The following is a 24,540-nucleotide window of genomic DNA, read 5'->3' on the forward strand; positions in this document are numbered from 1 at the left end:
GAGCGGACGGGCCGGTTGGGGCAGCCGGAGCCCGGTGCGGACTCCGGCCCGGAACTTTAAAAATTCCGGTGCCCTGCGGCTGGCTTATGCGCCCGGGTTGCAGGAGCCTAGATTGCCGCCTGCGAACATCGGGTGGTCCGGTGCGTATTCCACCTGTGCCCGCGGGGTGACTTCGACCACTTCCAGAAGATCGAACTCCGAGGTCGGGTTTTCTTTGCCGCGCACCACCAGGACGTCCTTGAAGCACTGGTGGTCTTCGGCGCGGTAGAGGGTCGGGCCGTTGCCCATACCGTCGAACTCAAACCCTTCCAGCGCCTCCACGACTGCACAGGGGTTGAAGCTTCCCGCGCGCTCGACCGCGTCTGCATAAAGCAGGGTCTGCACATAGCAGGTGTGTGCGGCCTGGCTCGGCGGGAAGCCGTATTTGGTGCCAAAGGATTTCACGAAAGCCATGGAACCTTCATCCTGCAGCGTCCAGTGCCAGTTGGTGGAGCCGTGGATTCCCTTAACGTTTTCGCCTGCGCCCTTGGCCATCAGGCGGGAGTAGAGCGGCACGACGATCTCGAAGTTCTTGCCGTTCACCACTTTCTCGCGCAGGCCGAACTGCACAGCATTGGTCAGCGAGTTCACCATGTTGCCGCCGTAATGGTTCAGCACCAGCACGTCGGCGCCGGAGTTCAGCACCGGGGCGATGTAGGAAGAGAAGTCAGTTGCGGCCAGCGGGGTGCGGACCTTGTTCACGGTCTGCCATCCCAGCGCCTCGGTGGCGGCGGCAATCGATTCCTCCTGGGTCCAGCCCCAAGTGTAGTCGGCGGTCAAGTGATAGGCGACCCGGTCGGTGCCATAGAGGTTCTTCAACACCGGCGCCAGCGCCGCGCCCGACATGTAGCCGTTGAAGAAATGGCGGAAACCGTTGGCCTTCTTGTCCTTGCCGGTGGTGTCGTTGGAGTGGGTCAGGCCGGCCATGAAGATCACGCCGGCCTCCTGGCAGAGACCCTGCACCGCGATGGCAACGCCGGAGGAGGAGCCGCCGGTGATCATCACCGCGCCGTCCTTCTCGATCATCGACTTGGCGGAGGCGCGGGCGGCGTCGGACTTGGTCTGGGTGTCGCCGGTGACATATTCCACCTTCTTGCCTAGGATGCCGTTGCCCTGCAGCGCCTTGGAGCTGAAGGTGTTCATCATGCCGCCGTCGCCGCCGCCGTTCAGGTGCTCGACCGCCAGCTCATAGGCGCGCAGCTCGTCGGCGCCTTCGTCAGCGTAGGGGCCGGTCTGGGGCACGTTGAAGCCCAGGGTGACGGTGCCGCCGGTCGGCTCGTTGGTAAAGGCCGCGGCGGAAGAGGCGGTAAAGATGGTCGGCAGCGCCACGCCGGCGCCTGCAATTGCGCCGGTCTTAAGGACTCTGCGGCGCGAAACGTCAAATTCAGACATGTATTCCTCCCTGATATGATTGGTGCCTTGCAGCTCCTCACTTCTGCGCGGTACCAGCACATTGCGTGCAAAATCAGTATGAGAGGCTCATGTAAACTCAGGCAATAAAACCCTTTTACAGCTTGAAAATTCTGTAAAGAACTGAACAGTATTCCTGGGTGATCTGTAAACAAAGTTATTTTGCGTTGCAGAAAGCCGTTGAAATGGAAGTGTTTTGGGAGGCCCGCCAGCATGGCACGCGACACCCTGACCGGCAGCCGGATCCGCGAACGCAGGCTGATCCTGGGCATGCGCCAGGCCGAACTGGCGCGGGAGGCGAGAATCTCACCCTCCTATCTCAACCTGATCGAGCACAACCGCCGCAGAATCGGCGGCAAGCTGCTGGTTGGGATTGCCGGGGTGCTGGGGGTGGAACCGTCGATGCTCAGCGAGGGGGCAGAGGCGGCGCTGATCTCGACCTTGCGGGAGGCCGCGGCGGACAGCGGTGTGCCGATTGCGGAACTGGACCGGGTTGATGAATTCGCCGGCCGCTTTCCGGGCTGGGCAGAGGTTCTGGCGGCGGGCCACCGCCGCATCGCCACCCTGGAACGGACGGTGGAAACCCTTTCGGACCGGCTGACCCATGACCCCAACCTTGCAGCCTCGGTGCATGAGGTGCTGTCGACCGCCGCCGCGATCCGCTCCACCGCGTCGATCCTTGCGGAAACCGGCGAGCTGGAGCCTGAATGGCGCGACCGTTTCCACAAGAACCTCAACGAGGATTCGCTGCGTTTGTCCGAAAGCAGCCGGGCGCTGGTGAGCTTTCTGGATGAGGAAGGCGCAGGTGCCGACCGCCGCGGCATGCCGCAGGAGGAAGCGGAGGCGTTTTTCCTGAGCAACGGCTTTCATTTCCCGGCCCTCGAAAACGGCTCTGCCACGCCAGAGGACCTGGTGCTGGATGAACCTGACCTGACCGGTGAGGCGGTGCGCAGCCTGGCGATGGCAGCGCTGGAGCAATACCGCTCCGATGCCCGGGCAATGCCGCTGCGCGCGCTGGAGCAGGAGATCGCCGCCGGCGGGATTGATCCGGTTGCCTTGGCCCGCCGGTTCAACTGCGCGCTGCCTGCGGTGCTGCGCCGTCTGGCGGCGCTGCCGGAGGAGGTGCTGGGCCAGGAGACAGGGCTGGTGATCTGCGATGCCTCCGGCACGCTGCTGTTCCGCAAGCCGGTGACAGGATTCGCGATGCCGCGCTTTGGCGCCTCCTGCCCGCTGTGGCCGCTCTATACTGCCTTGGTGCAGCCGAATATGCCGGTCAGGCGCAACGTGGTCCAGCACGGGCGCAATGCCGCGGCCTTTGATTGCATGGCCACGGCCTGGATGCAGAATCAGCCGGATTTCGGCGAGGATCCCCTATACCGCGCGGTGATGCTGATCCTGCCAGGGGCCAAGGACGCGCAGGATCCCCAGCCGGTCGGCGCCAGCTGCCGGATCTGCCCGCGCCAGGGCTGTCCGGCGCGGCGCGAGCCGTCGATCCTGAAGGAAGAGTTTTGACACTCAGGCGGGCGGGCGGCTAACCTGCGCAAAAATAACCGCGTGTCCGGGCTGTCCAGGCCGCAGGGCCGCGCCGGGAGGAAATTCTGCTGATGGGCAGGCATGTTGTTCTGATTGAAGATGAGCCGAACATTACCGAGGCGATCCGGTTTCTGCTGATGCGCGACGGCTGGAGCGTGGACGCGCATACCGACGGTGCAACTGCGGTTGAGGTGATCCGGGACGCGGGGCCGGACCTGGTGATTCTGGACCTGATGCTGCCCGGCAAGAGCGGCCTGGAAATCGTGCGGGAGCTGCGCACGGTGGAGGGGATGCAGTCTCTGCCGGTGCTGATGCTGACAGCCCGCGGCCAGATGCGGGACCGTGAAATGGCGGAGAAGGCAGGTGTGACCCGGTTCATGACCAAACCGTTCTCCAACGCCGAAGTGCTGACCGCGGTGCGCGACCTGCACGCCCAGGCCGGGCAGGGATAACGGCGCCATGGCGCTGGGAAGCGGCGAAGAACAAGCGGGCACCCGCACCGAGCGCCAGACTTACCGCCGCCGCCGGCTGATGGACATTTCCAGGCTGCTGCCGGTGCTTGGGGCGTTGCTGCTGGCGCTGCCGCTTTTGTGGCCCGAAGCCTCGGCCCATCCGGCGGCGCGCGGCGGGGTCAGCATGTCGGTCGCCATCATCTACGTCTTTGCCGTCTGGGTCGGCCTGATCGCCGCCTGTTTCGTGTTCAGCCTGGCGGTGCAGCGGTGGGCCGACCACTGGACCGGTGGGGGGCCGGACGGGGCCGGCAGCCCAAGCCAGGACCCGGACGGAACGGAGGACAGCTGATGGCCTCTCTCAACGTCCTTGCCTTTGTCTGCCTGGCCTATGTGGCCTTTCTGTTCTTCATCGCCTTCTGGGCCGACCGCATGGCAAGCCGCGGCCGCAGTGCCGCCTGGATGCGCTCGCCGCTGATCTACACGCTGTCGCTGTCGATCTATTGCACCGCCTGGACCTTTTACGGCGCCGTTGGTTATGCGGCGCGGTCGGGGCTGGAGTTCGTGACCATTTACCTCGGCCCGTCGCTGGTTATGATCTGCTGGTGGTGGGGCCTGCGCAAGCTGGTGCGGATCGGGCGCAGCCAGCGGATCACCTCCATCGCTGACCTCCTGTCCTCGCGCTATGGCAAGTCGAACCTGCTGGCCGCCGGGGTGACCATTCTGGCGGTGATTGGCGTCACCCCGTATATTTCCCTGCAATTGCAATCCGTTACGCTGTCTTTTGCAATCTTCGCCGAGGCCGACCCGCTGCGGGGATACAACGAAACCTCCATCGTGTTCTGGGTTGCTGCGGGGCTGGCGGTGTTTGCCATCCTGTTCGGCACCCGCAACCTCAACGCCAATGAGCGCCACCATGGGGTGGTAACCGCGGTTGCGCTGGAGGCGATTGTCAAACTGGCGGCGCTGCTGGCGGTCGGGATATTTGTTGTTTGGGGCATTGCCGGCGGCGTCGGCGAAACGCTGGCGCGCATCGACGCCTCCCAGATCGGGCAGTGGAACGTCGACGGCAGCCGCTGGGCCACGATCACCTTCCTGGCTGCTGCGGCTTTCATTTGCCTGCCGCGCATGTTCCAGGTGATGGTGGTAGAGAACGAGGACGAGCGCCACCTGCGGATCGCTTCCTGGGCGTTTCCGCTGTACCTGCTGCTGATCTCAATGTTCGTGGTGCCAATTGCCGTTGTCGGGCTGGACCTGCTGCCTGCCGGGTCGAACCCCGACATGTTTGTGCTTACGGTGCCGCTGCAGCAGGGCCAGCAGGGGCTGGCAATGCTGTCTTTCCTGGGCGGTTTTTCCTCGGCCACTTCGATGGTGATTGTGGCGGCGATGGCGCTGTCGACGATGGTGTCGAACCACATCGTGATGCCGGTCTGGCTGCGGCTGCAGAACCGGCAGGCATCGGTTTCGGGCGACGTGCGCGACGTGGTGCTGCTGTCGCGGCGGGTGTCAATCGCGGCGATCATGGCGCTGGGGTATTTCTATTACCACCTCTCCGGGGGCGCCGCGGCGCTGGCGGCCATCGGCCTTATTTCCTTTGCCGGGGTGGCGCAGCTGCTGCCCGCTCTGGTGGGCGGCCTGTTCTGGCGCGGCGCCACCCGCAGCGGCGCCTTGGCGGGGCTCACTGTCGGCTTCGGGATCTGGCTTTACACCATGCTGCTGCCGGCCCTGGGCGGCGGACTGCTGCCGGAGCACATCCTGCGCTATGGGTTGTTCGGGCTCAGCTGGCTGCGGCCTGAGGCGCTGTTCGGGATCGAAGGCCTGGACCCCACGGTGCATGCGGTGATGTGGTCGATGAGCCTCAATGCGCTGGTGTTCTGCCTGGTCTCGTTGATGAGCTTCCCCAGCCCGCTGGAGCGGCTGCAGGGCGCCCAATTCGTCAATGTGTTCGACCATTCGGCGGGGCCGCGCGGCTGGACCGGATCGGTGGCGCAATGCGAGGATCTGATGATCATGTCGCAGCGGATCCTGGGCGCCACAGAGGCGCAGGCGTTCTTCCAGCGCGAGCGGATGCGCCAGGGCGGCCGCGGTCCCTTGCCGGAGCCGACGCCCGCCTTTCTGGAGCGGCTGGAACGGGAGCTCAGCGCCTCCATCGGGGCGGCGGCGGCGCATGCGATGATCGGTCAGATCGCTGGCGGATCCTCAGTTTCGGTAGCCGATCTATTGGCCGTGGCGGACGAAACGGCGCAGATGCTGGAATATTCCAGCCGTCTTGAGGCGCAATCGGCGGAGTTGTCAGCAACGGCGCGCAAGCTGCGGGAAACAAATGAGAAACTCACTCAACTTTCCGAGCAGAAGGACGCTTTCCTGAGCCAAGTCAGCCATGAGTTGCGGACCCCGATGACGTCGATCCGGGCATTTTCCGAGATCCTGCGCGATGCCGGGCAGCTCAACCCGCAGGAGCAGCGCCGCTATGCGGGAATCATCCATGACGAAACGCTGCGACTGACCCGTCTGCTGAATGACTTGCTGGATCTCAGCGTGCTCGAAAGCGGTCAGGTCAGCCTCAACGTCACAGCGGGTACACTGTCCGAAGTGCTGGATCATGCCGTGGCTGCCGCGCTGGCGGGGTCAGAGAAACCGCTGACAGTCCGGCGCAGCCCGGAGGCGGAAGGTTTCCGCATTTCCTCTGACCTGGACCGGCTGTCACAGGTGTTCATCAACCTGATCGCCAACGCCCAGAAATATTGCGACGCAGAGCAGCCGGAACTGACGGTATCCGCTTCGGCGTCCGGCGGGCGACTGCACATTGATTTCACCGACAATGGCAGCGGTGTGCCGGCAGATTCCCAGCAGATGATTTTTGAGAAATTTGCGCGGGTCAGCCCGGAGCGGGCAGGCGGCGCCGGCCTTGGCCTAGCGATCTGCCGCGAGGTCATGCAGCGGCTGGGCGGCGATGTGTCCTATCTGCCGGGACGCGGCGGCGGCGCCTTCCGGGTTTCCTTGCCTGCCGCAGGCGAAAAGGCGGCGTAACTGGTCTGGGAATACAGAAGTTGTTAACCCCCTTTCGGTTAAAACCGGGGAAACGGGACGCGCAAGGGGCAGGTTGAACAGCCTATGTCTGAGACAGAAGCAGCAGAGGCAGGCAGCGGCAGGCAAAATGTGCTTGCACGCAAGCTGGCGGCGACCAAGGAAGGCGCCGGGGGGCTGACCAGTTCCCTGACCCTGAAGGCGTTGCGCCGGTCGGTCGCGCGCGCGGCCGCGGACCTGTGCAATCTGCCGATGGCGGTGCTGGCGGCGCGTCAGTCCAACCGGGTATCCGAAGACCTGGCCGAACAGCTGTCGGACAAGGATCTTCTGGTGGTGCTGGACTGCCCGCAGGGGCGGCTGGGTGCTGCCAGCATGGATGCGGCGACCGTGACGGCGCTGATCCAGCAGCAGACCATCGGTGCGGTCATCGGCAAGGCGCCGTCCGAGCGCCACTACACGCCCACCGATGCAGCAATGACCGCAGACTTCCTGGAGCGCAGCTTTGCCAAGGTTGTGGCGATGCTGGACGGCCAGGCGGACCAATCCCTTTTTTCCGGTTACCGCTTTGGCGCCCAGGTCGAAAACGTGCGCAGCCTGGTGCTGGGCATGGAGGCCGATGACTACCGGGTGATCGAGCTGAACCTGGACCTTGCTTGCGGCGCCATGCAGGGGGTGATGAAGCTGATCCTGCCCGAACCCACGGCAGAGGACTTGCAAGGCGGCCAGGGCAGCGCCAGCGGCCCGTCGCTTGGGGCCAGTCTCGATTCGATCCGGGCCGAGCTGACTGCTGTCCTGTGCAGGATGCGGGTGCCGGTTCAGAAATTTGCCAGCCTGCAGATCGGCGATTCCATTCCGTTGGATTCTGCGTTTCTCTATGAAACCGACCTGCTGACCATCGGCGGCAATCCTGTGGCGCAGGGGCGGCTTGGCCAGATGAACGGCTCGCGTGCGGTGCGCCTGAACCCGCCCAGGAACAGCCGGCCTGCAGACATTGCTGCGGATGCGGCGGCGTTCTCAGAAGGCGGCGGAATGCAGGCTCTGCCGGACGCGACGACAGAATTGGGGCTGGATATGGGAATCGCTGCGCAAGGCTTGCAGGTCCCGATGGATGACATGGGGCTCCCGGCGCTGGACGCCGGGACGGCTTTGGATGCCACGTCGCTGGATGCCGGCGCTGGCGGCGGGATGCCCCCGCTTGGCGGAGAGGGGCTGGATGACGGCCTTGGCGGCGGACTCGGCGGAGAGATGGATCCAATGGGCCTGCCTGCGCTTGACGGAGATGGCGCGCTGAGCATGGATGGACTGGAGGGCGGCCTGCCGGATCTTCCGGACCTGCCCGATTTGCCGGACCTGCCTGCGGGTGACCTGGGTGATTTTTCAGGTTGTGATGCAGAGGAGATATCCCAGCTGGCCGGGCTGGAAAGCGCATTGCCGGATGGCTGAGCCCCGTCGGCGAAGCTGCCGCGGACCCTTGAAGACCCTCATATCACTTGCCGTCAGTACCGGTCAAATCCCCTATTTTTTGCCAAAGCGCGCCTTAGGTAGCGGTGACAGTGGCAAGGGCAGAACCGGGCTGAAGCCGGCCACACCTTGTTCGGCCCTGACATTGGGCACGGAGGGGGCCGGCTCCAGGGAAACGGCTGGCAAGTGGAGAAAATTGGGTGATTTAAGGGGCAGCGGCGGCGCAGCGCCGCCCGTCCCGCGGCCCCTGAACTTTACCTTAGGTGCCGGCCAGAGAAACCAGTGCCGGGCGCAGCCCGTCCAGCTGATACCCTGCGGCCTGAGTTTTTTGCAGGATCTCGTCAGGGGACAAGTCGCCGGCTTGACTCAGCGCCCAGACCACCGAGCAGCGCGTGCCTGAGGCGCAGTAGGCCAGCACGGGGCCTTCGCAGCCCTCATACAGTTCACGCTGCAAAGCAACATTTTCCGGCGTCATGGTCTGATGGGTCAGCGGCAGAACCTCGAACCGCAGGCCCGCGGCCTCGGCAGCGGCACGGATGGTCTCTGCCTGATGGCTGGGTGGCACTTCCTCATCCGGGCGGTTGCAGATCACCGTCTTGTAGCCGGCATCGGCAATGGCGGGCAGGTCCTCGGCCGAGATCTGCGGCGAGACCGAATAGCGGGGGGTGATTACGCGTGCATCCATGGCCCGAGTCTTTACGCGTTTGCAGCGGCCCGGTCCAGATGCCGGATGAACCATGGCGCGGCCATCATGCCGCAGGCCATTGCCGCAAAGAACAGCAGGCCCTGCCAGCTGTTGTAGCTGAGCGAAGCCATCGCCGGGCCGGGGCAGAGGCCCGCCAGCGCCCAGCCGGTGCCGAACAACACGGACCCAAGCACAAGCCGCCTGTCCAGATCGGCGGAGGGCGGGGCGGGGAAGCTGCCGCCGGCCGCAGGTTTGCGCCCTTCAGCCAGCCGCCATGCCAGCGCCATCGGCAGCAGCGCGCCGCCCATTACGAAGGCCAGGGTGGGATCCCAATCGCCAAGGATATCCAAAAAGCCCTGCACCTTGGCGGTGTCGGTCATCCCCGACAGCATCAGTCCGGTCCCGAACAGGCTGCCTGCAAACAATGCCAGAAGAATCCGCATCATCAGATCACCCCCAGAAGCTGGCGCAGAACCGCCAGTGTCAGAATGCCGGCCAGCATGAAGGCCGCTGTTGCCGAAATGCCGCGCAGGGACAGGCGGGAAATGCCGCAGACCCCGTGGCCTGAGGTGCAGCCATTGGCAACCCGGGTGCCGACACCAACCAGCAGGCCGGCCAGCACCAGAACCGCAGCATTGCTGGTGACATGGGTATCTGGCGTGCCGCCTGTCAGCAGCCCGATCAGCAGCGGCATGCCGATCACCCCGGCGATGAAAGCGGTCCGTTCGGCCGCGGTGTTGCGGCCGCTGCCATCCAGCAGCCCGCCAAGTATTCCGCTGGCCCCCATGATACGGCCGTTGCCCAGCAGGTAGACCGCGCCGCCCAGCCCGATCAGCAAGCCGCCGCCCAAGCCCCAGATCCAATCCGTTTCCATGTGTGGTCTCCGTTACTTTGCGGTCAGAGCTTGTTGACCGGGATCTTCAGGAACACATCGCCCTGTTCGTCCGGCTCCGGCATCTGGCCCGCGCGCATGTTGACCTGCAGCGAGGGCAGGATCAGCCGCGGCATGCCCAGTGTCGCGTCGCGGGCGTCGCGCATTTTGACGAACTCCTCGATGCTGCGGCCGGAGCCGACATGCACGTTCAGCGCCTTCTGCTCACCGACAGTGGTTTCCCAGGCATAGTTGTCACGCCCCGGGGCTTTGTAGTCGTGACCTACAAAGATGCGGGTATCATCCGGCAGGGACAGGATCTTCTGGATCGAGTTGTAGAGATCCGCGGAAGAGCCGCCGGGAAAATCGCAGCGGGCGGTGCCGAAATCGGGCATGAACAGGGTATCGCCGACAAAGGCTGCATCGCCGATCACGTAGGTGAGGCAGGCCGGCGTGTGGCCGGGCGTGTGCAGCACCTCGCCGCGCATCTGGCCGATCATGAAGCTGTCGCCCTCGCGGAACAGCCGGTCGAACTGGCTGCCGTCGCGCTGAAACTCGGTGCCTTCGTTGAACACTTTGCCGAAGGTGTCCTGAACCACAGTGATCTGGTCGCCAATGCCGATCTTGCCGCCCAGCTGGTCCTGCAGATACGGCGCTGCGGACAGGTGGTCGGCGTGCACATGGCTCTCCAGGACCCATTCGACGCGCAGGTTTTCGGACGCGATCCAGGCGATGATCGTATCCGCGGAGGCGGTGCAGGTGCGCCCCGCTGCCTGGTCATAGTCCAAAACCGAGTCAATAATGGCGCAGGCGGATCCTTCCGGTTCGCGCACCACGTAGGAAACGGTGTTGGTGGCTTCGTCGAAAAAGGCTTTGACGGCGGGGGTCATCAGGTAGTCTCCCTTGGGTTCGCAATTCATATAAAGATTTGAGAATATGTTTCAAGCCTGCCGGCGGGCGGCGCTGAAGGGTCGTTGAATCATCACCTCCAGCTGATTCAAGTCAAGGCGCAGGGATGCTGCGCTGCGATAAGCTTTCCGGGATGCCGCGAGGCCCTTGAAAACATCATTTGAACAGTAAAACTGCGTAAATAAGCGGCAACATGCTCAAATGGCGCAGGTATTCATACGCCTGTTGTGAAATACCGGGATAACCTCATCATGAGTCAGGGAGGACTGCTATGACACGTGAAGATCTGCTCAGCACCGTCGAGAGCCTGGAAACCCGGATCCGCAAGGAAAGCGGCGCCGAACGGCTGGCCATGCGGCCGGAGTTCATCCGCCTGCTGGACTACATGCGCAAGACCGGTGCCGAGGTTCCCGGCCGGCTGCGCCGCCTGGAGGCTGCGCTGTGCGAAGAAGCGGTTGAGGAGATGTTCGACAACGTGCCGGTCTGACCGGGGGCAGGGCCGCTATGGGGCGGCCCGGGCGTCAGCCCAGGAAAATGCCCACCATCACCAGCATCAGCCCCAGGACCGACAGCAGCAGGGCGCCCAGATTGTACGGCAGCACCGATTGCACGACGGCGCGCAGCGCCTCGTCGTCCAGTTGCTGGCGGCGGGCGCGGGCGACCTTGATGATGCACCAGACCAGTCCCAGCAGGCCGGACACGGACACGGCGGCTCCGGTCCAAACGATGAGATCGAACATGGGTAGGCTCCTGCGGGGTTTCGTGCTGCGATGCGCGTAGCCGATCCGGTCAGCGCGTGCAAGCGCGCGGGCTCCACTTGCGCCAGAGCGGCGCCGGATTTTGCCGCTTTGATCGCCTCTGCCGCTTTCCCGTCTTGCGGCGCAGCGGGCAGGGCGCTATCCCCTTGCTCCGACAGCAACTGACAGCATGTTCGACGGAGCCGCAGATGGACATCACAGAAGACGAAAAAAGCGAAAACTACCGCGTGACCGCTGGCGAGCTGCGCCAGTTCATCGAACGGTTCGAGCGGCTGGATGAAGAAAAGAAAACCATCGCCGAACAGCAGAAAGAGGTGATGGCCGAAGCCAAGGGCCGCGGCTATGACACCAAGGTGATGCGCAAGATCATCGCCCTTCGCAAGCGTGACGAGAACGACATCGCCGAAGAAGAGGCGGTGCTGGAAATGTACAAGGAAGCGCTCGGCATGTAAGCCGCGATTTCCCGTTGAGCTGAACAGCCGCGCAGGTCCCGCACCTGCGCGGCTTTGTTTTTGGGTATTCGCGGCTAGAAATTTTAAGCTTGAAATAAATGCTGCAGCGGCGCTAAAGTCAGCCCAGGCAGTAATCAGCAAAGGAGTTCCGCCATGCCGGCCATCAGCGTGCATCCCGAAGGGTGGAAGCCCGCAAAAGGCTATGCCAACGGCATGGTGGCGGAGGGCCGGCAGCTGTTTGTCGGCGGCCAAATCGGGTGGACTGCAGATCAGGTGTTCGAGGCGCAGGACTTTATCGGCCAGATGAGCCAGGCGCTGCGCAACATTCTGGAGGTCGTCAAGACGGCAGGCGGCTCTGCTCAGGATATCACCCGGCTCACTTGGTATGTGACGGACAAGGCGGAATACCTGGCCCATCAGGCGGAGGTTGGCAGGGCCTACCGTGCGGTAATGGGCTATCACTTCCCGGCGATGACCATGGTGGTGGTGTCCGCCCTGATCGAGGATGAGGCCAAAGTGGAAATTGAGGCCACCGCAGTTCTGCCGTCCTGACCCTGCAGAAAGACCGCGAGGACCTCGTTTGAAGGCGCCGGATTGCCCGGCAAAAGGGCGGAAAACGCGGCCTGAGCGGTCTCCGGTTGCTGGTGCGCCCCTGTTTTTAGAGCATAAGGCCGGAATTGGCCGAAAGGCGTTCCGGCATAAGTGCCTGATTTCAGGCCTTTGCAAGCCGCTCCTTCAGGGGCGGCATTTTTTTGCCCTGCGGAAAAATTTTACCAGTTGATAAAAAACGAGACTGTGGCACTCTGATATCAGAACAACAGAAAATCAGGGAGACACCCAATGGCGACCAGCCATCAGGCATCCGGCATTCAGGCAGCGCGGCTTGACGCTGCCGGGATCGCTGAGAATTTCTCGGACCTTCACCCAGCCTATGACGCTCACGAGGCAGCCGTGGCGGCGGACCGCTGCTATTTCTGCTATGACGCGCCCTGCATGACAGCCTGTCCGACCACCATCGACATCCCCCAGTTCATCCGGGAGATTCAGGCGGGCCACCCCGAAAGCGCAGCCAGGACCATTCTGGAGCAGAACATCCTTGGCGGCATGTGCGCCCGGGTCTGCCCGACGGAAACGCTGTGCGAGGAAGCCTGCGTGCGCGAAACCGCCGAAGGCAAGCCGGTCGAGATCGGCCGCCTGCAGCGCTATGCCACCGACACGCTGATGGAGAAGGGGGTGCATCCCTTCACCCGCGCTGCCGCCACCGGCAAGAAGATCGCCGTGGTTGGCGCCGGCCCCGCGGGCCTGGCTGCTGCGCACCGGCTGGCGATGCTGGGCCACGACGTGGTCGTCTATGACGCCAAGTCCAAGGCCGGCGGGCTCAACGAGTTTGGCATCGCGGCCTATAAGACCACCAATGACTTCGCCGCGCGCGAGGTCGACTGGCTGCTGCAAATCGGCGGCATCACCATGGATTACGGCAAGAAGCTGGGTGCGGAGCTGTCGCTGGACGGGCTGACGTCTGCTTATGACGCGGTGTTCCTGTCCATCGGCCTTGCCGGGGTCAACGCCCTGCGGGCGCCGGGCGAGGACAAGGACGGCGTGCGGGATGCGGTGGAGTTCATCGCGGAACTGCGGCAGGCCGAGGATTTGACCGCGCTGCCGGTGGGCCGCAACGTGGTAGTGATCGGCGGCGGTATGACCGCGGTGGATGCCGCGGTGCAATCCAAGCTTCTGGGCGCCGAAAATGTCACCATCGCCTACCGCCGCAGCCGCGAGGAGATGGGCGCAAGCCGCTTCGAACAGGATCTGGCGGCCTCCAAGGGCGTCAAACTGATGTTCAACGTTATGCCCAAGGCAGTGCTTGGCAATGGGTCGGCAGCCGAGATCGAATTGGAGTATACTGAGGTCGCGGACGGCAAGGTTTCCGGCACCGGCGAGACCGTGCGGCTGGCGGCCGATCAGGTGTTCAAGGCGATCGGGCAGACGCTGGAAGGCCAGCCCGATGCGCTGGCGCTGGAGGGCCGCAAGATCAAGGTGGACGCCAGCGGGCGCACCTCGGTGGCCGGGGTCTGGGCCGGGGGCGACTGCGCCTCGGGTGGCGAGGACCTCACCGTGACCGCCGTGGCCGAGGGCCGCGACGCCGCAATGGACATTCACTCCAGCCTGATGGGCTGAGCCAGTTCGGGTGCGGTTCCACTGCACCCAAGCTAGCCTTAAGAGGAGAGATCAAATGGCTGATCTGACAACAGAATTTCTGGGAATCAAATCCCCCAACCCATTCTGGCTGGCCTCTGCGCCGCCGACCGATAAGGAATACAATGTCCGCCGCGCATTCGAGGCCGGCTGGGGCGGCGTGGTCTGGAAGACCCTGGGCGCCGAAGGCCCGCCTGTGGTGAATGTGAACGGCCCGCGTTACGGCGCGATCTGGGGCGCCGACCGCCGCCTGCTGGGCCTCAACAACATCGAACTGATCACCGACCGCCCCCTGCAGACCAACCTGGAGGAAATCACCCGGGTCAAGAAAGACTACCCGGACCGTGCCGTCATCGTGTCGATCATGGTGCCCTGCGAGGAGCAGGCCTGGAAGGATATCCTGCCGCAGGTCGAGGCCACCGGCGCTGACGGGATCGAGCTGAACTTCGGCTGCCCGCACGGCATGGCCGAGCGCGGCATGGGTTCCGCGGTGGGGCAGGTGCCGGAATACATCCAGATGGTCACCGAGTGGTGCAAGAAATACTACTCCAAGCCGGTGATCGTGAAGCTGACCCCGAATATCACCGACATCCGCAACCCGGCCCGCGCGGCAAATGCGGGCAATGCTGATGCGGTCAGCCTGATCAACACCATCAACTCGATCACCTCGGTCGATCTGGACAATATGGCGCCGGAGCCGACCATCGGCGGCAAGGGCACTCACGGCGGCTATTGCGGACCGGCGGTGAAGCCGATTGCGCTGAACATGGTCGCGGAAATCGCCCGCGACCCGCAGACCCGCGGCTTGCCGATTTCCGCCATCGGCGGTGTTACCACCTGGCGCGATGCGGCGGAGTTCATGGCGCTGGGTGCCGGCAACGTGCAGGTCTGCACCGCGGCGATGACCTATGGCTTCAACGTTGTGAAGGAGATGATTTCCGGCCTGTCTACTTGGATGGACGAGAAGGGCTATGCCTCCACCCAGGACTTCATCGGCATGGCGGTTCCGAATGTGACCGACTGGCAGTATCTGGACCTGAACTATGTCACCAAGGCGAAGATCAGCCAGGACGACTGCATCAAATGCGGCCGCTGCTATGCCGCTTGCGAGGACACCTCGCATCAAGCGATTGCGATGAGCGAAGACCGGGTGTTTACCGTCAAGGACGACGAATGCGTCGCCTGCAACCTCTGTGTGAACGTATGCCCGGTGGAGGGCTGCATCACCATGGAGGAGGTGCCGGCTGGCCAAATCGACGAACGCACCGGCGAGGTGGTCTCGGGCGAATATGCCAACTGGACCACGCATCCGAACAATCCGTCGGCAACAGCCGCGGAGTAACTGAAACGCGCCCGGGCGGGCGCGCTGTCTCCCCGTTGGCTTTACGCCCCGGCTGCCTGGCCGGGGCTTTTTTCATCCGGCTTGGTTTTGGAAATAGGCAGGGCGGCGCAGTCCGTTCCGAAGTGTGAGCACACCGGAAGGCTGCGTCAGGTTTTAGGTGTAAGCATCCGCCGGTAAAGGGTTTCCAGATACTGCGGCGCGGCATCGAATGGGTCTTCGTCCCTCATCAGCGTGCGCACCTGGGCGTCGAAATCGGCGTAATGCTGGGTCAGCGACCAGATCGAGAATAGCAGGTGCTTGGGATGGGCGCGGTTGATCCGGCCGGCGTCCATCCAGCCCTGCAAGAGCTGCGCCTTTTCCTCGACCAGCACGTTCAGATCCGAAGCGATCACATCATGCAGCCGCGGTGCGCCTTGAACGATTTCATTGGCATACAGCCGGCTCTCGCGCGGGAAATCCCGGCTCATCTGCAGCTTGCGCTGCACATAGGCAAGGATCTCCTCCAGCGGCTCACCCTCCGGGTCCAGGGCCCGCAGCGGGTCCAGCCAGGTGTCCAGCAGCCCGGCCATCAGCTCGTTGAAGATCGCTTCCTTGGACGGGAAGTAATACAGCAGGTTCGGCTTGCTGAGCCCGGCCGCCTTGGCGATCTGGTCCACGGTGGAGCCGCGGAAGCCATGGCTGGAGAACACGTCCAGCGCGGCCTCCAGAATGGCGGCGCGATTCTTTTTCTGAATGCGTGTGGGCGCGCGGTCTGCGGGCATGTCCGTCCTTGTCTGATTTTGCCGCAGCCGCCAGCGGAAGCGCGGAATTTCACCTATTTCCGGCAAAAGCACCGATTTTTTCAAGAGCCACGCGGCAATTTCTTGACTGGTGGTGAGCCCGTGATAGCGTGAGTTTGACCAGTTGGTCAAATCAAAGGCGGGCGCGCAAAGACCACAGCTTTGATGAGACCGGCACTCAAAGCCACCTAACACGGCGCCAAGCCGGACAGCCCGCAAAGACGGGCGCACAGGGAAGGAAGCTGTTGATGACGTCGCTTGGACAGAATCTGAAAATCGATGGTGACAGGCTGTGGGACAGCCTGATGGAGATGGCCAAGATCGGCCCCGGCGTGGCAGGCGGCAACAACCGCCAGACGCTCACCGACGAGGACGGCGAAGGCCGCGCGCTGTTTCAAAAGTGGTGCGAGGAGGCAGGCTGCACCATGGGGCTGGACCAGATGGGCAACATGTTTGCGCGGCGTGAGGGCACCGACCCGGACGCGCTGCCGGTCTATGTCGGCTCGCACCTCGACACCCAGCCCACCGGCGGCAAATATGACGGGGTGCTGGGCGTGCTGGCGGGGCTGGAACTGATCCGCTCGCTCAACGACATGAACATAAAGACCAAGCATCCGATTGTGGCCACCAACTTCACCAACGAGGAAGGCACCCGCTATGCTCCGGCCATGCTGTCGTCGGGGGTGTTCGCGGGCGTGCACACGCAGGACTGGGCCTACGACCGGGAGGATGCCGAAGGCAAGAAATTCGGCGATGAGCTGAAGCGCATCGGCTGGCGCGGCGAGGAGGAAACCGGTGCCCGCAAGATGCACGCCTTCTTTGAGCTGCACATCGAGCAGGGACCGATCCTGGAGGCCGAAGGCAAGGACATCGGCGTGGTGACCCACGGCCAGGGCCTCAGCTGGACTCAGGTGACGATCACCGGCAAGGACGCCCATACCGGGTCCACCCCGATGCCGATGCGCCGCAACGCGGGCCTCGCGATGGCGCGCATTCTGGAGGAGGTGGACGCAATCGCCTGGAGCCACGCACCCCATGCAGTCGGAGCGGCGGGCCATATCGACGTCTACCCGAACTCGCGCAACGTGATCCCGGGCAAGGTGGTCTTCACCGTCGATTTCCGCAGCCCGGAACTGGACGTGATCACCGACATGGAAAGCCGCCTGCGCGAGAAGGGCACCCAGATTGCCGAGGCGATGGGGGTCGGGATCGAGTTCGAGAAGGTAGGCGGCTTTGACCCGGTGGCCTTTGACGAGGGCTGCGTCAGCGCGGTGCGCAATGCGGCGGACCGTCTCGGCTACTCGCATCTGGATATCATCTCCGGCGCCGGCCATGACGCCTGCTGGATCAACCGGGTGGCGCCGACCGCGATGGTGATGTGCCCTTGCGTCGACGGGCTCAGTCACAACGAGGCCGAGGAGATCAGCAAGGAATGGGCCGAGGCCGGCGCCAATGTGCTGTTCCACGCGGTGGTCGAAACAGCGGAGATCGTTGAATAGGGGGCGCTGCCCCCGCGGCCCCTTGGGCCGCTCCCCCGGAGTGCTTCGGGAAAGATGAAACAAGCTGCGCCAGACAGCGGAAGAGATAAGTGGAGGCGCCAAAATGCGCCCCGATTCAGGGAGTAATAACCATGAGTAAAGTCATCCGAGGCGGCACCATCGTGACCGCCGATCTGACCTACAAAGCCGATGTGCTGATCGAAAACGGGGTGATCACCCAGATCGGCCCGAACCTGAAAGGCGATGAGGAGCTGGACGCCACCGGCTGTTACGTGATGCCGGGCGGGATCGACCCGCACACCCATCTGGAGATGCCCTTCATGGGCACCTATTCATCGGACGATTTCGAGAGCGGCACCCGCGCCGGGCTGGCGGGCGGCACCACCATGGTAGTGGATTTTGCTCTGCCCAATCCGGGCGAGAGTCTGCTGGACGCGCTGAAACGCTGGGACAATAAATCTACCCGTGCCAACTGCGACTATTCCTTCCACATGGCGGTGACCTGGTGGGGCGAGCAGGTCTTTGACGACATCAAGACCGTGATCCAGGAGCGCGGCATCAATACCTTCAAGCACTTCATGGCTTACAAGGGCGCGCTGATGGTGAACGATGATGAGCTTTATGCCTCGTTCAAACGCCTCTCGGAACTGGGCGGCATCGCACTTGTGCATGCCGAAAACGGCGATGTGGTTGCGGAATTGCAGGCCAAGCTGATGGCCGAGGGCAACACCGGACCGGAAGCCCATGCCTATTCCCGTCCGCCGCAGGTGGAGGGCGAGGCCACCAACCGCGCGATCATGATCGCCGATATGGCGGGGGTGCCGCTGTATGTGGTGCATACCTCCTGCGAGGACAGCCACGAGGCCATCCGCCGCGCCCGGATGCAGGGCAAACGGGTCTGGGGTGAGCCGCTGATCCAGCATCTGACCTTGGATGAGAGCGAATACTTCAACAAGGACTGGGATCACGCCGCCCGCCGGGTGATGTCGCCGCCGTTCCGCAACAAGCAGCATCAGGACTCCTTGTGGGCTGGTCTGCAGTCGGGGTCGCTGTCGGTGGTGGCGACGGACCATTGCGCCTTTACCACCGAGCAGAAGCGCTATGGGGTTGGCGATTTCACCAAGATCCCGAACGGCACCGGCGGCCTTGAGGACCGGATGCCGATGCTGTGGACCCACGGGGTTGAAACCGGCCGCCTGACCCCGAACGAGTTTGTGGCCGTTACCTCAACAAATATCGCCAAGATCTTGAATTGCTACCCGAAAAAGGGTGCGGTTCTGGTTGGCGCCGATGCCGATCTGGTGGTCTGGGACCCGGAAAAGCGCAAGACGATTTCCGCCGCCAGCCAGCAGTCCTCGATCGACTACAACGTGTTCGAAGGGCATGAGGTGAAGGGCCTGCCGCGCTTTACCCTGACCCGCGGCCATGTGGCGGTGCACGATGGGGAGATCCGCTGCCAGGAGGGCCACGGCGAATTCGTTGCCCGGGAGCCCAACACCACGGTGAACAAGGCGCTGTCGACCTGGAAAGAGCTGACGGCGCCGCGCCCGGTGGAGCGCACCGGCATCCCGGCAACAGGCGTGTAAATCAGGAGCGGGCTGCCGGTATCGGCGGCCCGTTTTCCTGTGTGAAATCAAGGCGAAGATATGAATATGGAACCGACCACCCAGGCAATCCGACCCGAGGCCGCCGCTTCCGCTCCTGTCCCCGCAAACTGCGTGATCGAGGCCCGGAACCTGGACCTGACCTTCCAGACCAACGATGGCCCGGTGCACGCGCTGAAGGATGTGAGCCTGGAGATCAGCAAGGGCGATTTTGTCTCCTTCATCGGCCCTTCGGGCTGCGGCAAGACCACCTTTCTGCGCTGTATCGCGGCGCTGGAAACACCAACCGGCGGCAGCCTGAGCGTCAACGGCATGACCCCGGATGAGGCGCGGCGCAACCGCGCCTACGGCTATGTGTTCCAGGCGGCGGGGCTGTACCCCTGGCGGACCATCTCCAAGAACATCAAGCTGCCGCTGGAGATCATGGGATATTCCAAGGCGGAGCAGGAAAAGCGCGTTAACCAAGTCTTGGAACTTGTTGAATTGTCAGGCTTTGGCGGCAAGTTTCCCTGGCAGCTGTCCGGCGGCATGCAGCAGCGGGCCAGCATCGCGCGGGCGCTGGCGTTTGATGCCGACATCCTGCTGATGGACGAGCCTTTCGGGGCGCTGGATGAGATCGTGCGCGACCATTTGAATGAGCAGTTGCTGAAGCTGTGGGCGCGGACCAACAAGACCATCGGCTTTGTCACCCACTCAATCCCTGAGGCGGTGTATCTGTCCACCAAGATCGTGGTGATGTCACCGCGGCCGGGCCGCATTCACGATGTGATTGACAGCACCTTGCCCAAAGAACGGCCGCTCGATATCCGCGACAGCCCGGAGTTCATCGAGATCGCCCACCGGGTGCGCGAGGGCCTGCGGGCGGGGCATGGCGATGACTGATATTGCCAGCACGACCCGCCGGAACAGGGGGGTGTCCTGCGTGCACCCCTTGTGCACCGCCTGTGCACCGGGCGGCAGCCAAATGGGGAGGGCGCGGTCATGAAAAGCCTTGTTGCCGTCCTCACCGTGCTCGCCGCCATCATCGCTTTCTGGTACGCGGCCTGCGTGCCGATGAACATCAAGGGCGTTCTGGACCAAGCAGAGCGGGCAGGGATTGAAGTCACCCCCGCGACCGCCAAGGAACGCCGGGACAGGGGCGAGATCGGGCTGGTGGTGAACAACACATTTGCCATCGGCGAGACCTGGGTGCAGGAGCGCCCGCGGCTGCCCGCGCCGCATCAGGTGGCGGTGGAACTGTGGGAGACCACGGTGGAGAAGAAGATCACCTCCAAGCGCAGCCTGATCTATCACGGGGAGGTGACGCTGAGCGCCACTTTGCTGGGCTTTGCCATTGGCACCGGGCTGGGCATTCTGCTGGCGGTGGGCATCGTGCATAGCCGGGTGATGGATATGTCGGTGATGCCCTGGGCGATTGTCAGCCAGACCATCCCGATCATCGCACTGGCGCCGATGATCATCGTGGTGCTCTATTCTATCGGGGTGCAGGGGATCATTCCCAAGGCGGTGATCTCGGCCTACCTCAGTTTCTTCCCGGTTGTTGTTGGCATGGTGAAGGGGCTTCGGGCGCCGGATGCGATGCAGCTGGATCTGCTGAAAACCTACAATGCCAATACGAACCAGGGGTTCTGGAAGCTGCGGCTGCCGTCCTCGATGCCATACCTGTTTGCGTCGCTGAAGATCGGCATTGCTGCGTCACTGGTGGGGGCCATCGTGGGTGAGCTGCCGACCGGCGCGGTTGCGGGCCTTGGCGCGCGGCTTTTGGCGGGCAGCTATTACGGGCAGACCGTGCAGATCTGGTCGGCGCTGTTTGCGGCGGCAATTCTGGCGGCGGCGCTGGTGGCGCTGCTGGGACTGATTGAAAAGCTGGTGCTGAACCGGATGGGGGTGCGGGCATGATACTGGTGATCCTTGCAATCCTTGTCTGGTGTTTGGGCTGGTGGCTGAACAGCCGGCTGGCAAACAGCCCGGCCTCGAAAACCCGCGCGGTGCAGCTGCTGGTGCCGGCCATCTTCGGCATCACCGTGCTGGTGGTCTGGGAGCTGCTGGTCAGGGGGCTGGCGGTGTCGCTGGTGATCCTGCCTGCGCCCACGGTCATTGCAGCGCGCTTTACCTCCAGCCTGCCGATCCTGTGGGAGGATTTTGCCCAGACCATCCTGAAAGGTGCGCTTGGCGGCTATGTGATCGGCTGCGGCGCGGCGTTTCTGACTGCGATTCTGGTGGACCGCAGCGATTTCCTGCGCCGCGGGCTGCTGCCGGTCGGCAACTTCGTGGCGGCGCTGCCGATTGTCGGCACCGCGCCGATCCTGGTGATGTGGTTCGGGTTCGACTGGCAATCCAAGGCCGCGGTGGTCGTGGTCATGGTGTTTTTTCCGATGCTGGTGAACACCGTGGCGGGGCTGCGTGAGACCTCGGCCATGCAGCGCGATCTGATGCAGACTTATGCGGCGACCTACTGGCAGGCGTTTTTCAAGCTGCGCTTGCCGGCGGCGCTGCCGTTTGTGTTCAACGGGCTCAAGATTTCGACCACCCTGGCGCTGATCGGCGCGATTGTGGCGGAGTTTTTCGGATCGCCCACCGTTGGCATGGGCTTCCGCATTTCCACCAGCGTCGGCCAGCTGGCGCTGGATATGGTCTGGGCGGAGATCGTGGTGGCGGCGCTGGCCGGGTCGGCCTTTTACGGGCTGGTGGCGCTGGTCGAGAAGAGCTTTACCTTCTGGCATCCGTCACAGCGGGGCTGAAAGTTGAACCGTCCCGCCGGCTGCGGGGCGGTTTTTGCGGAAATCTTGCGCGGGGTGCCTGCAAAGGCTGGCCTCATAAAGAAAAAACTTTGAACGAATGGTCAAACCCGGGCAAGCTTCACATCATAATCAATAGGGAGAACGAGACATGAAACATCTGATGACGGCGGCAGCGCTAGCACTGGGGGCCGCGGGGGCGGCGCAGGCGGCGGATGACGTGACGCTGCAGCTGAAGTGGGTGACCCAGGCGCAGTTCGCGGGCTATTATGTGGCGCTGGACAAGGGGTTCTATGAGGAAGAGGACCTGAATGTCACCATCCTGCCGGGCGGCCCGGATATTGCGCCGACCCAGGTGATTGCCGGCGGCGGCGCCGATGTGACGGTGGAATGGATGCCGGCGGCGCTGGCGGCGCGGGAAAAGGGCCTGCCGCTGGTCAATATCGCACAGCCGTTCAAATCCTCCGGCATGATGCTGACCTGCTGGAAGGATGCCGGCATCGAGAGCCCCGAGGATCTGAAGAACCGCACTTTGGGGGTCTGGTTCTTTGGCAATGAGTTCCCCTTCATGAGCTGGATGAGCCAGCTGGGCATCGACACCGATGGCAAGGACGAAAACGGTGTCGAGGTGCTGAAGCAGGGTTTCAACGTTGACCCGCTGCTGCAGCGCCAGGCGGACTGCATTTCGACCATGACCTATAATGAGTACTGGCAGGTGATCGATGCGGGCGTGTCCCCGGATGAATTGGTCACCTTCAAATACGAGGATCAGGGCGTCGCAACGCTGGAAGACGGCCTGTATGTGCTGGAAGAGAACCTGAGCGATGAGGCCTTCACGGATAAGATGGAGCGCTTTGTGCGCGCCTCGATGAAGGGCTGGAAATACGCAGAGGAGAACCCGGATGAGGCAGCGGAAATCGTGCTGGACAATGACGCCTCCGGCGCGCAGACCGAAACCCATCAGAAACGGATGATGGGCGAGATCGCCAAGCTGACCGCAGGCAGCAACGGCGCGCTGGACACGGCGGACTATGAGCGCACTGTGGCGACTCTGATGGGCGGCGGCTCGGACCCGGTGATCACCAAGCAGCCGGAAGGCGCCTGGACCCATGCCATCACGGATGCGGCGCTGAAGTAAACCTTGGGAACGGCCAAAGGCCTTGCAGCCCCGCCGGATCCGGTCCGGCGGGGTTTTGCGTGAAAGGTTCAAGGTTTGGTTAAAATTGCAACAAAATTCCAGCCGAGAGAATAAACGCCCTCAGGTTGTTTAAATTTATGTTAGCATGACCTTATGGGAGAGGTGTGCGAACATATCCCTGAACGGCAAGGGCCTGCTGGCAGTGCGCCGCAGTATTTGTGCCTTTGCTCTCAGCCTGACGCCGCCGAATGCCGGTCCAGGTATGCGGTCAAGGGCCGGTTTGCCTTGCTGGATGTGGCCAGCCGGAGCAGCGCCTTGCCTTTGATGGCGCTGTGCCAGGCGGCGCATGACCGGAAACTGGCGACTGGCCGGGCGCAGATTCTGGTGCTGTATGAGCTGGAGCCGCCGGGGCTGGCAGAGGCTGGCGCAGGACACAGCGATGTTGTGCCTGTTGCGGTGTGCAAGCTTGAAAGAATCGCCCATGCCGACCTGCTGCATGCGCTGGCCAGCGGCTTTGACGTGATCTACTTGCAGGCCTGTTCCGCGCCGCAAGGGCAGGATCTGCAACGGCTGGAAGTGGACCTGGTGCGGACCCTGGGCGGATTGGGCCGGATCCTGCTGTTCAACGGCGCTGCCGGGCTGGACCGACGGCTGGCAGCGCGGCTGCTGCCGTTTCCCTCGGTCGCGCCTGAGGTGCTGGCGGTGGGCAGCCGCCGGGATACGGCCCGTGCAAGCGCCGCAGCACTGCTGCCTGCAAGCACCGGCCATGCTGATCTGCCGGATCAGGCGCCGTACGGCTCTGTCAGCCTGGATGAAGGCCTGTGCAACACCTGCAGCAGCTGTGTCTGGGTATGCCCGTCAGATGCGCTGAGCCTGACCGAGAACGGAGGCGCGCTGAGTTTTGTTGAGTCGCTGTGCACGCAATGCGGCTTGTGCGTTTCGGTCTGTCCGCAGCGGGCGCTGAGCATGACGCCCGGGATGGATCTGACAGCCTATGCCGTGCTGCCGCATCTGCTGACCGGAGAAGACGGGCAAACGGGCGGTCCGGCGGCAGCTGGTGGTGCTGGGGAAGTCACCGCAGCTGAGCCGGATCCTTGCTCTGAGGCTGGTTTGCCCTTTGCCGATCCGGTGGTCAGCCCTGTTCCAGAAACCCGCCATACTGGCCGCGCTTGAAGATCAGTCCCTTGCCCGGACGGGTGGTCACGCGGGCAACTTCGCCGATGACGATGGTGTGGTCGCCTGCCGGATGGGCGGCATGGCGGCGGCAGTCGAACCGGGCGATCACCCCCTCCAGCGCCGGCGCCCCCAGTTCGTTCGGCTGCCAGGCCGCGGCGGAGAAATCCTCGCCGAAGGCGGCAAAATGCTTGGCCAAGGCAAGCTGGTCCTCTGCCATCACATGAATCGCAAAGTTGTCCGCCGCTACAAAGGCATCGTGGCGCAGCGAGGCCTTGGCCGGGCACCACAGCATCAGGGGCGGGTCGAGGGAGACTGAGGTGAAACTGTTGACGGTAATGGCCAGCGGGCCGCGTTCCGTCCGGGTGGTGACAACCGTCACCCCGGTGCCAAAGCAGCCGAGCGCATCGCGGTAGGCCCGGGCGGTGTCCGGCCCGGGAATAAAGCTGGTGTCGGCCATCTCGCGCGCCTTTTGTTCGT

Annotated in this window: 25 protein-coding genes; 17 read left to right on the top strand and 8 right to left on the bottom strand. The window is 63.5% G+C overall.

The annotated features are described in order from the left end of the window. Window positions 1-84: 84 nt before the first annotated feature. Complete coding sequence (locus GKC28_RS00450) at window positions 85-1,431, bottom strand: substrate-binding protein (protein ID WP_174144485.1); 1,347 nt, start codon at window positions 1,429-1,431, stop codon at window positions 85-87. 231 nt (window positions 1,432-1,662) lie between these two features. Between GKC28_RS00450 and GKC28_RS00455 the strand changes: the two genes are divergently transcribed. From GKC28_RS00455 to GKC28_RS00475, 5 genes are all read left to right on the top strand, one after another. Beyond that, the gene (locus tag GKC28_RS00455; protein ID WP_174144487.1) at window positions 1,663-2,961 is read left to right on the top strand and encodes a helix-turn-helix domain-containing protein; all 1,299 of its coding nucleotides are present in this window, start codon (window positions 1,663-1,665) and stop codon (window positions 2,959-2,961) included. 92 nt (window positions 2,962-3,053) lie between these two features. Continuing rightward, window positions 3,054-3,434, top strand: a complete 381-nt coding sequence (locus tag GKC28_RS00460; RefSeq protein WP_174144490.1) for a response regulator transcription factor — start codon at window positions 3,054-3,056, stop codon at window positions 3,432-3,434. Window positions 3,435-3,441: 7 nt separating this feature from the next. Beyond that, on the top strand, window positions 3,442-3,783 hold the full coding sequence (locus GKC28_RS00465; RefSeq protein WP_174144492.1) for a hypothetical protein: 342 nt from the start codon (window positions 3,442-3,444) through the stop codon (window positions 3,781-3,783). Then, window positions 3,783-6,461, top strand: coding sequence for an ATP-binding protein (locus GKC28_RS00470; protein ID WP_174144494.1), 2,679 nt, complete (start codon window positions 3,783-3,785; stop codon window positions 6,459-6,461). The genes GKC28_RS00465 and GKC28_RS00470 overlap by 1 nt, the downstream gene beginning before the upstream one ends. 84 nt (window positions 6,462-6,545) lie before the next feature. Then, entirely contained in the window at window positions 6,546-7,901 is a 1,356-nt protein-coding gene (locus GKC28_RS00475; RefSeq protein WP_174144496.1) for a FliM/FliN family flagellar motor C-terminal domain-containing protein, read from the top strand. A gap of 277 nt (window positions 7,902-8,178) precedes the next feature. Here GKC28_RS00475 and GKC28_RS00480 read toward each other — a convergent pair whose 3' ends face one another. From GKC28_RS00480 to GKC28_RS00495, 4 genes are read right to left on the bottom strand one after another with little or no spacing between them, the layout of a single operon-like run. Continuing rightward, entirely contained in the window at window positions 8,179-8,604 is a 426-nt protein-coding gene (locus tag GKC28_RS00480; RefSeq protein WP_174144498.1) for a TIGR01244 family sulfur transferase, read from the bottom strand. An 11-nt stretch (window positions 8,605-8,615) separates the two neighbouring features. Next, window positions 8,616-9,047 carry a DUF6691 family protein gene (locus tag GKC28_RS00485; protein ID WP_174144846.1) on the bottom strand — a complete coding sequence of 144 codons (432 nt, stop codon included), beginning with the start codon at window positions 9,045-9,047 and terminating at the stop codon, window positions 8,616-8,618. Window positions 9,048-9,049: 2 nt separating this feature from the next. Then, on the bottom strand, window positions 9,050-9,478 hold the full coding sequence (locus GKC28_RS00490; RefSeq protein ID WP_174144500.1) for a YeeE/YedE family protein: 429 nt from the start codon (window positions 9,476-9,478) through the stop codon (window positions 9,050-9,052). Between the two features lie 23 nt (window positions 9,479-9,501). Next, window positions 9,502-10,365, bottom strand: coding sequence for an MBL fold metallo-hydrolase (locus GKC28_RS00495; protein WP_174144502.1), 864 nt, complete (start codon window positions 10,363-10,365; stop codon window positions 9,502-9,504). A 290-nt stretch (window positions 10,366-10,655) separates the two neighbouring features. On the opposite strand from GKC28_RS00495, the gene GKC28_RS00500 reads away from it, so the two are divergent. After that, window positions 10,656-10,871: a hypothetical protein gene (locus GKC28_RS00500; protein ID WP_174144504.1), complete on the top strand. Its 216-nt coding sequence runs from the start codon at window positions 10,656-10,658 to the stop codon at window positions 10,869-10,871. A 34-nt stretch (window positions 10,872-10,905) separates the two neighbouring features. Here GKC28_RS00500 and GKC28_RS00505 read toward each other — a convergent pair whose 3' ends face one another. Beyond that, window positions 10,906-11,124: a hypothetical protein gene (locus GKC28_RS00505; protein ID WP_174144506.1), complete on the bottom strand. Its 219-nt coding sequence runs from the start codon at window positions 11,122-11,124 to the stop codon at window positions 10,906-10,908. A gap of 206 nt (window positions 11,125-11,330) precedes the next feature. Between GKC28_RS00505 and GKC28_RS00510 the strand changes: the two genes are divergently transcribed. From GKC28_RS00510 to preA, 4 genes are all read left to right on the top strand, one after another. Further along, window positions 11,331-11,594, top strand: coding sequence for a DUF2312 domain-containing protein (locus GKC28_RS00510; protein ID WP_008553759.1), 264 nt, complete (start codon window positions 11,331-11,333; stop codon window positions 11,592-11,594). Between the two features lie 153 nt (window positions 11,595-11,747). Next, a complete protein-coding gene (locus tag GKC28_RS00515) occupies window positions 11,748-12,146 on the top strand; it encodes a RidA family protein (RefSeq protein ID WP_174144508.1) in 399 nt (132 codons plus the stop codon). 288 nt (window positions 12,147-12,434) lie between these two features. After that, the gene (locus tag GKC28_RS00520; RefSeq protein ID WP_174144510.1) at window positions 12,435-13,769 is read left to right on the top strand and encodes an NAD(P)-dependent oxidoreductase; all 1,335 of its coding nucleotides are present in this window, start codon (window positions 12,435-12,437) and stop codon (window positions 13,767-13,769) included. 55 nt (window positions 13,770-13,824) lie between these two features. Further along, window positions 13,825-15,129, top strand: coding sequence for an NAD-dependent dihydropyrimidine dehydrogenase subunit PreA (preA, locus tag GKC28_RS00525; protein ID WP_174144512.1), 1,305 nt, complete (start codon window positions 13,825-13,827; stop codon window positions 15,127-15,129). 146 nt (window positions 15,130-15,275) lie between these two features. Here preA and GKC28_RS00530 read toward each other — a convergent pair whose 3' ends face one another. Next, window positions 15,276-15,890 (bottom strand): TetR family transcriptional regulator C-terminal domain-containing protein, encoded by a 615-nt coding sequence (locus tag GKC28_RS00530; protein ID WP_174144514.1) that lies wholly within the window; start codon window positions 15,888-15,890, stop codon window positions 15,276-15,278. A 266-nt stretch (window positions 15,891-16,156) separates the two neighbouring features. On the opposite strand from GKC28_RS00530, the gene GKC28_RS00535 reads away from it, so the two are divergent. The 7 genes from GKC28_RS00535 (at window position 16,157) to GKC28_RS00565 (ending at window position 24,060) form a co-directional block, all read left to right on the top strand. Next, the gene (locus GKC28_RS00535; RefSeq protein ID WP_174144517.1) at window positions 16,157-17,407 is read left to right on the top strand and encodes a Zn-dependent hydrolase; all 1,251 of its coding nucleotides are present in this window, start codon (window positions 16,157-16,159) and stop codon (window positions 17,405-17,407) included. Window positions 17,408-17,538: 131 nt separating this feature from the next. Then, entirely contained in the window at window positions 17,539-18,993 is a 1,455-nt protein-coding gene (gene hydA / locus GKC28_RS00540) for a dihydropyrimidinase (RefSeq protein ID WP_174144519.1), read from the top strand. Window positions 18,994-19,053: 60 nt separating this feature from the next. Beyond that, a complete protein-coding gene (locus GKC28_RS00545) occupies window positions 19,054-19,893 on the top strand; it encodes an ABC transporter ATP-binding protein (RefSeq protein ID WP_174144521.1) in 840 nt (279 codons plus the stop codon). A 99-nt stretch (window positions 19,894-19,992) separates the two neighbouring features. Next, the gene (locus GKC28_RS00550) at window positions 19,993-20,910 is read left to right on the top strand and encodes an ABC transporter permease (RefSeq protein ID WP_174144523.1); all 918 of its coding nucleotides are present in this window, start codon (window positions 19,993-19,995) and stop codon (window positions 20,908-20,910) included. After that, entirely contained in the window at window positions 20,907-21,752 is an 846-nt protein-coding gene (locus GKC28_RS00555) for an ABC transporter permease (protein ID WP_174144525.1), read from the top strand. The genes GKC28_RS00550 and GKC28_RS00555 overlap by 4 nt, the downstream gene beginning before the upstream one ends. Before the next feature lie 148 nt (window positions 21,753-21,900). After that, window positions 21,901-22,887 carry an ABC transporter substrate-binding protein gene (locus GKC28_RS00560; RefSeq protein ID WP_174144527.1) on the top strand — a complete coding sequence of 329 codons (987 nt, stop codon included), beginning with the start codon at window positions 21,901-21,903 and terminating at the stop codon, window positions 22,885-22,887. 324 nt (window positions 22,888-23,211) lie between these two features. Next, a complete protein-coding gene (locus GKC28_RS00565; RefSeq protein WP_254604119.1) occupies window positions 23,212-24,060 on the top strand; it encodes an ATP-binding protein in 849 nt (282 codons plus the stop codon). On the opposite strand, the gene GKC28_RS00570 is transcribed toward GKC28_RS00565, so the two are convergent. After that, window positions 24,020-24,520, bottom strand: coding sequence for a flavin reductase family protein (locus GKC28_RS00570; RefSeq protein WP_174144531.1), 501 nt, complete (start codon window positions 24,518-24,520; stop codon window positions 24,020-24,022). The genes GKC28_RS00565 and GKC28_RS00570 overlap by 41 nt on opposite strands. Window positions 24,521-24,540 lie beyond the last annotated feature (20 nt).

The organism is Leisingera sp. ANG59 (assembly GCF_013317235.1).
In the GTDB taxonomy this organism is placed as follows: Bacteria; Pseudomonadota; Alphaproteobacteria; order Rhodobacterales; family Rhodobacteraceae; genus Leisingera.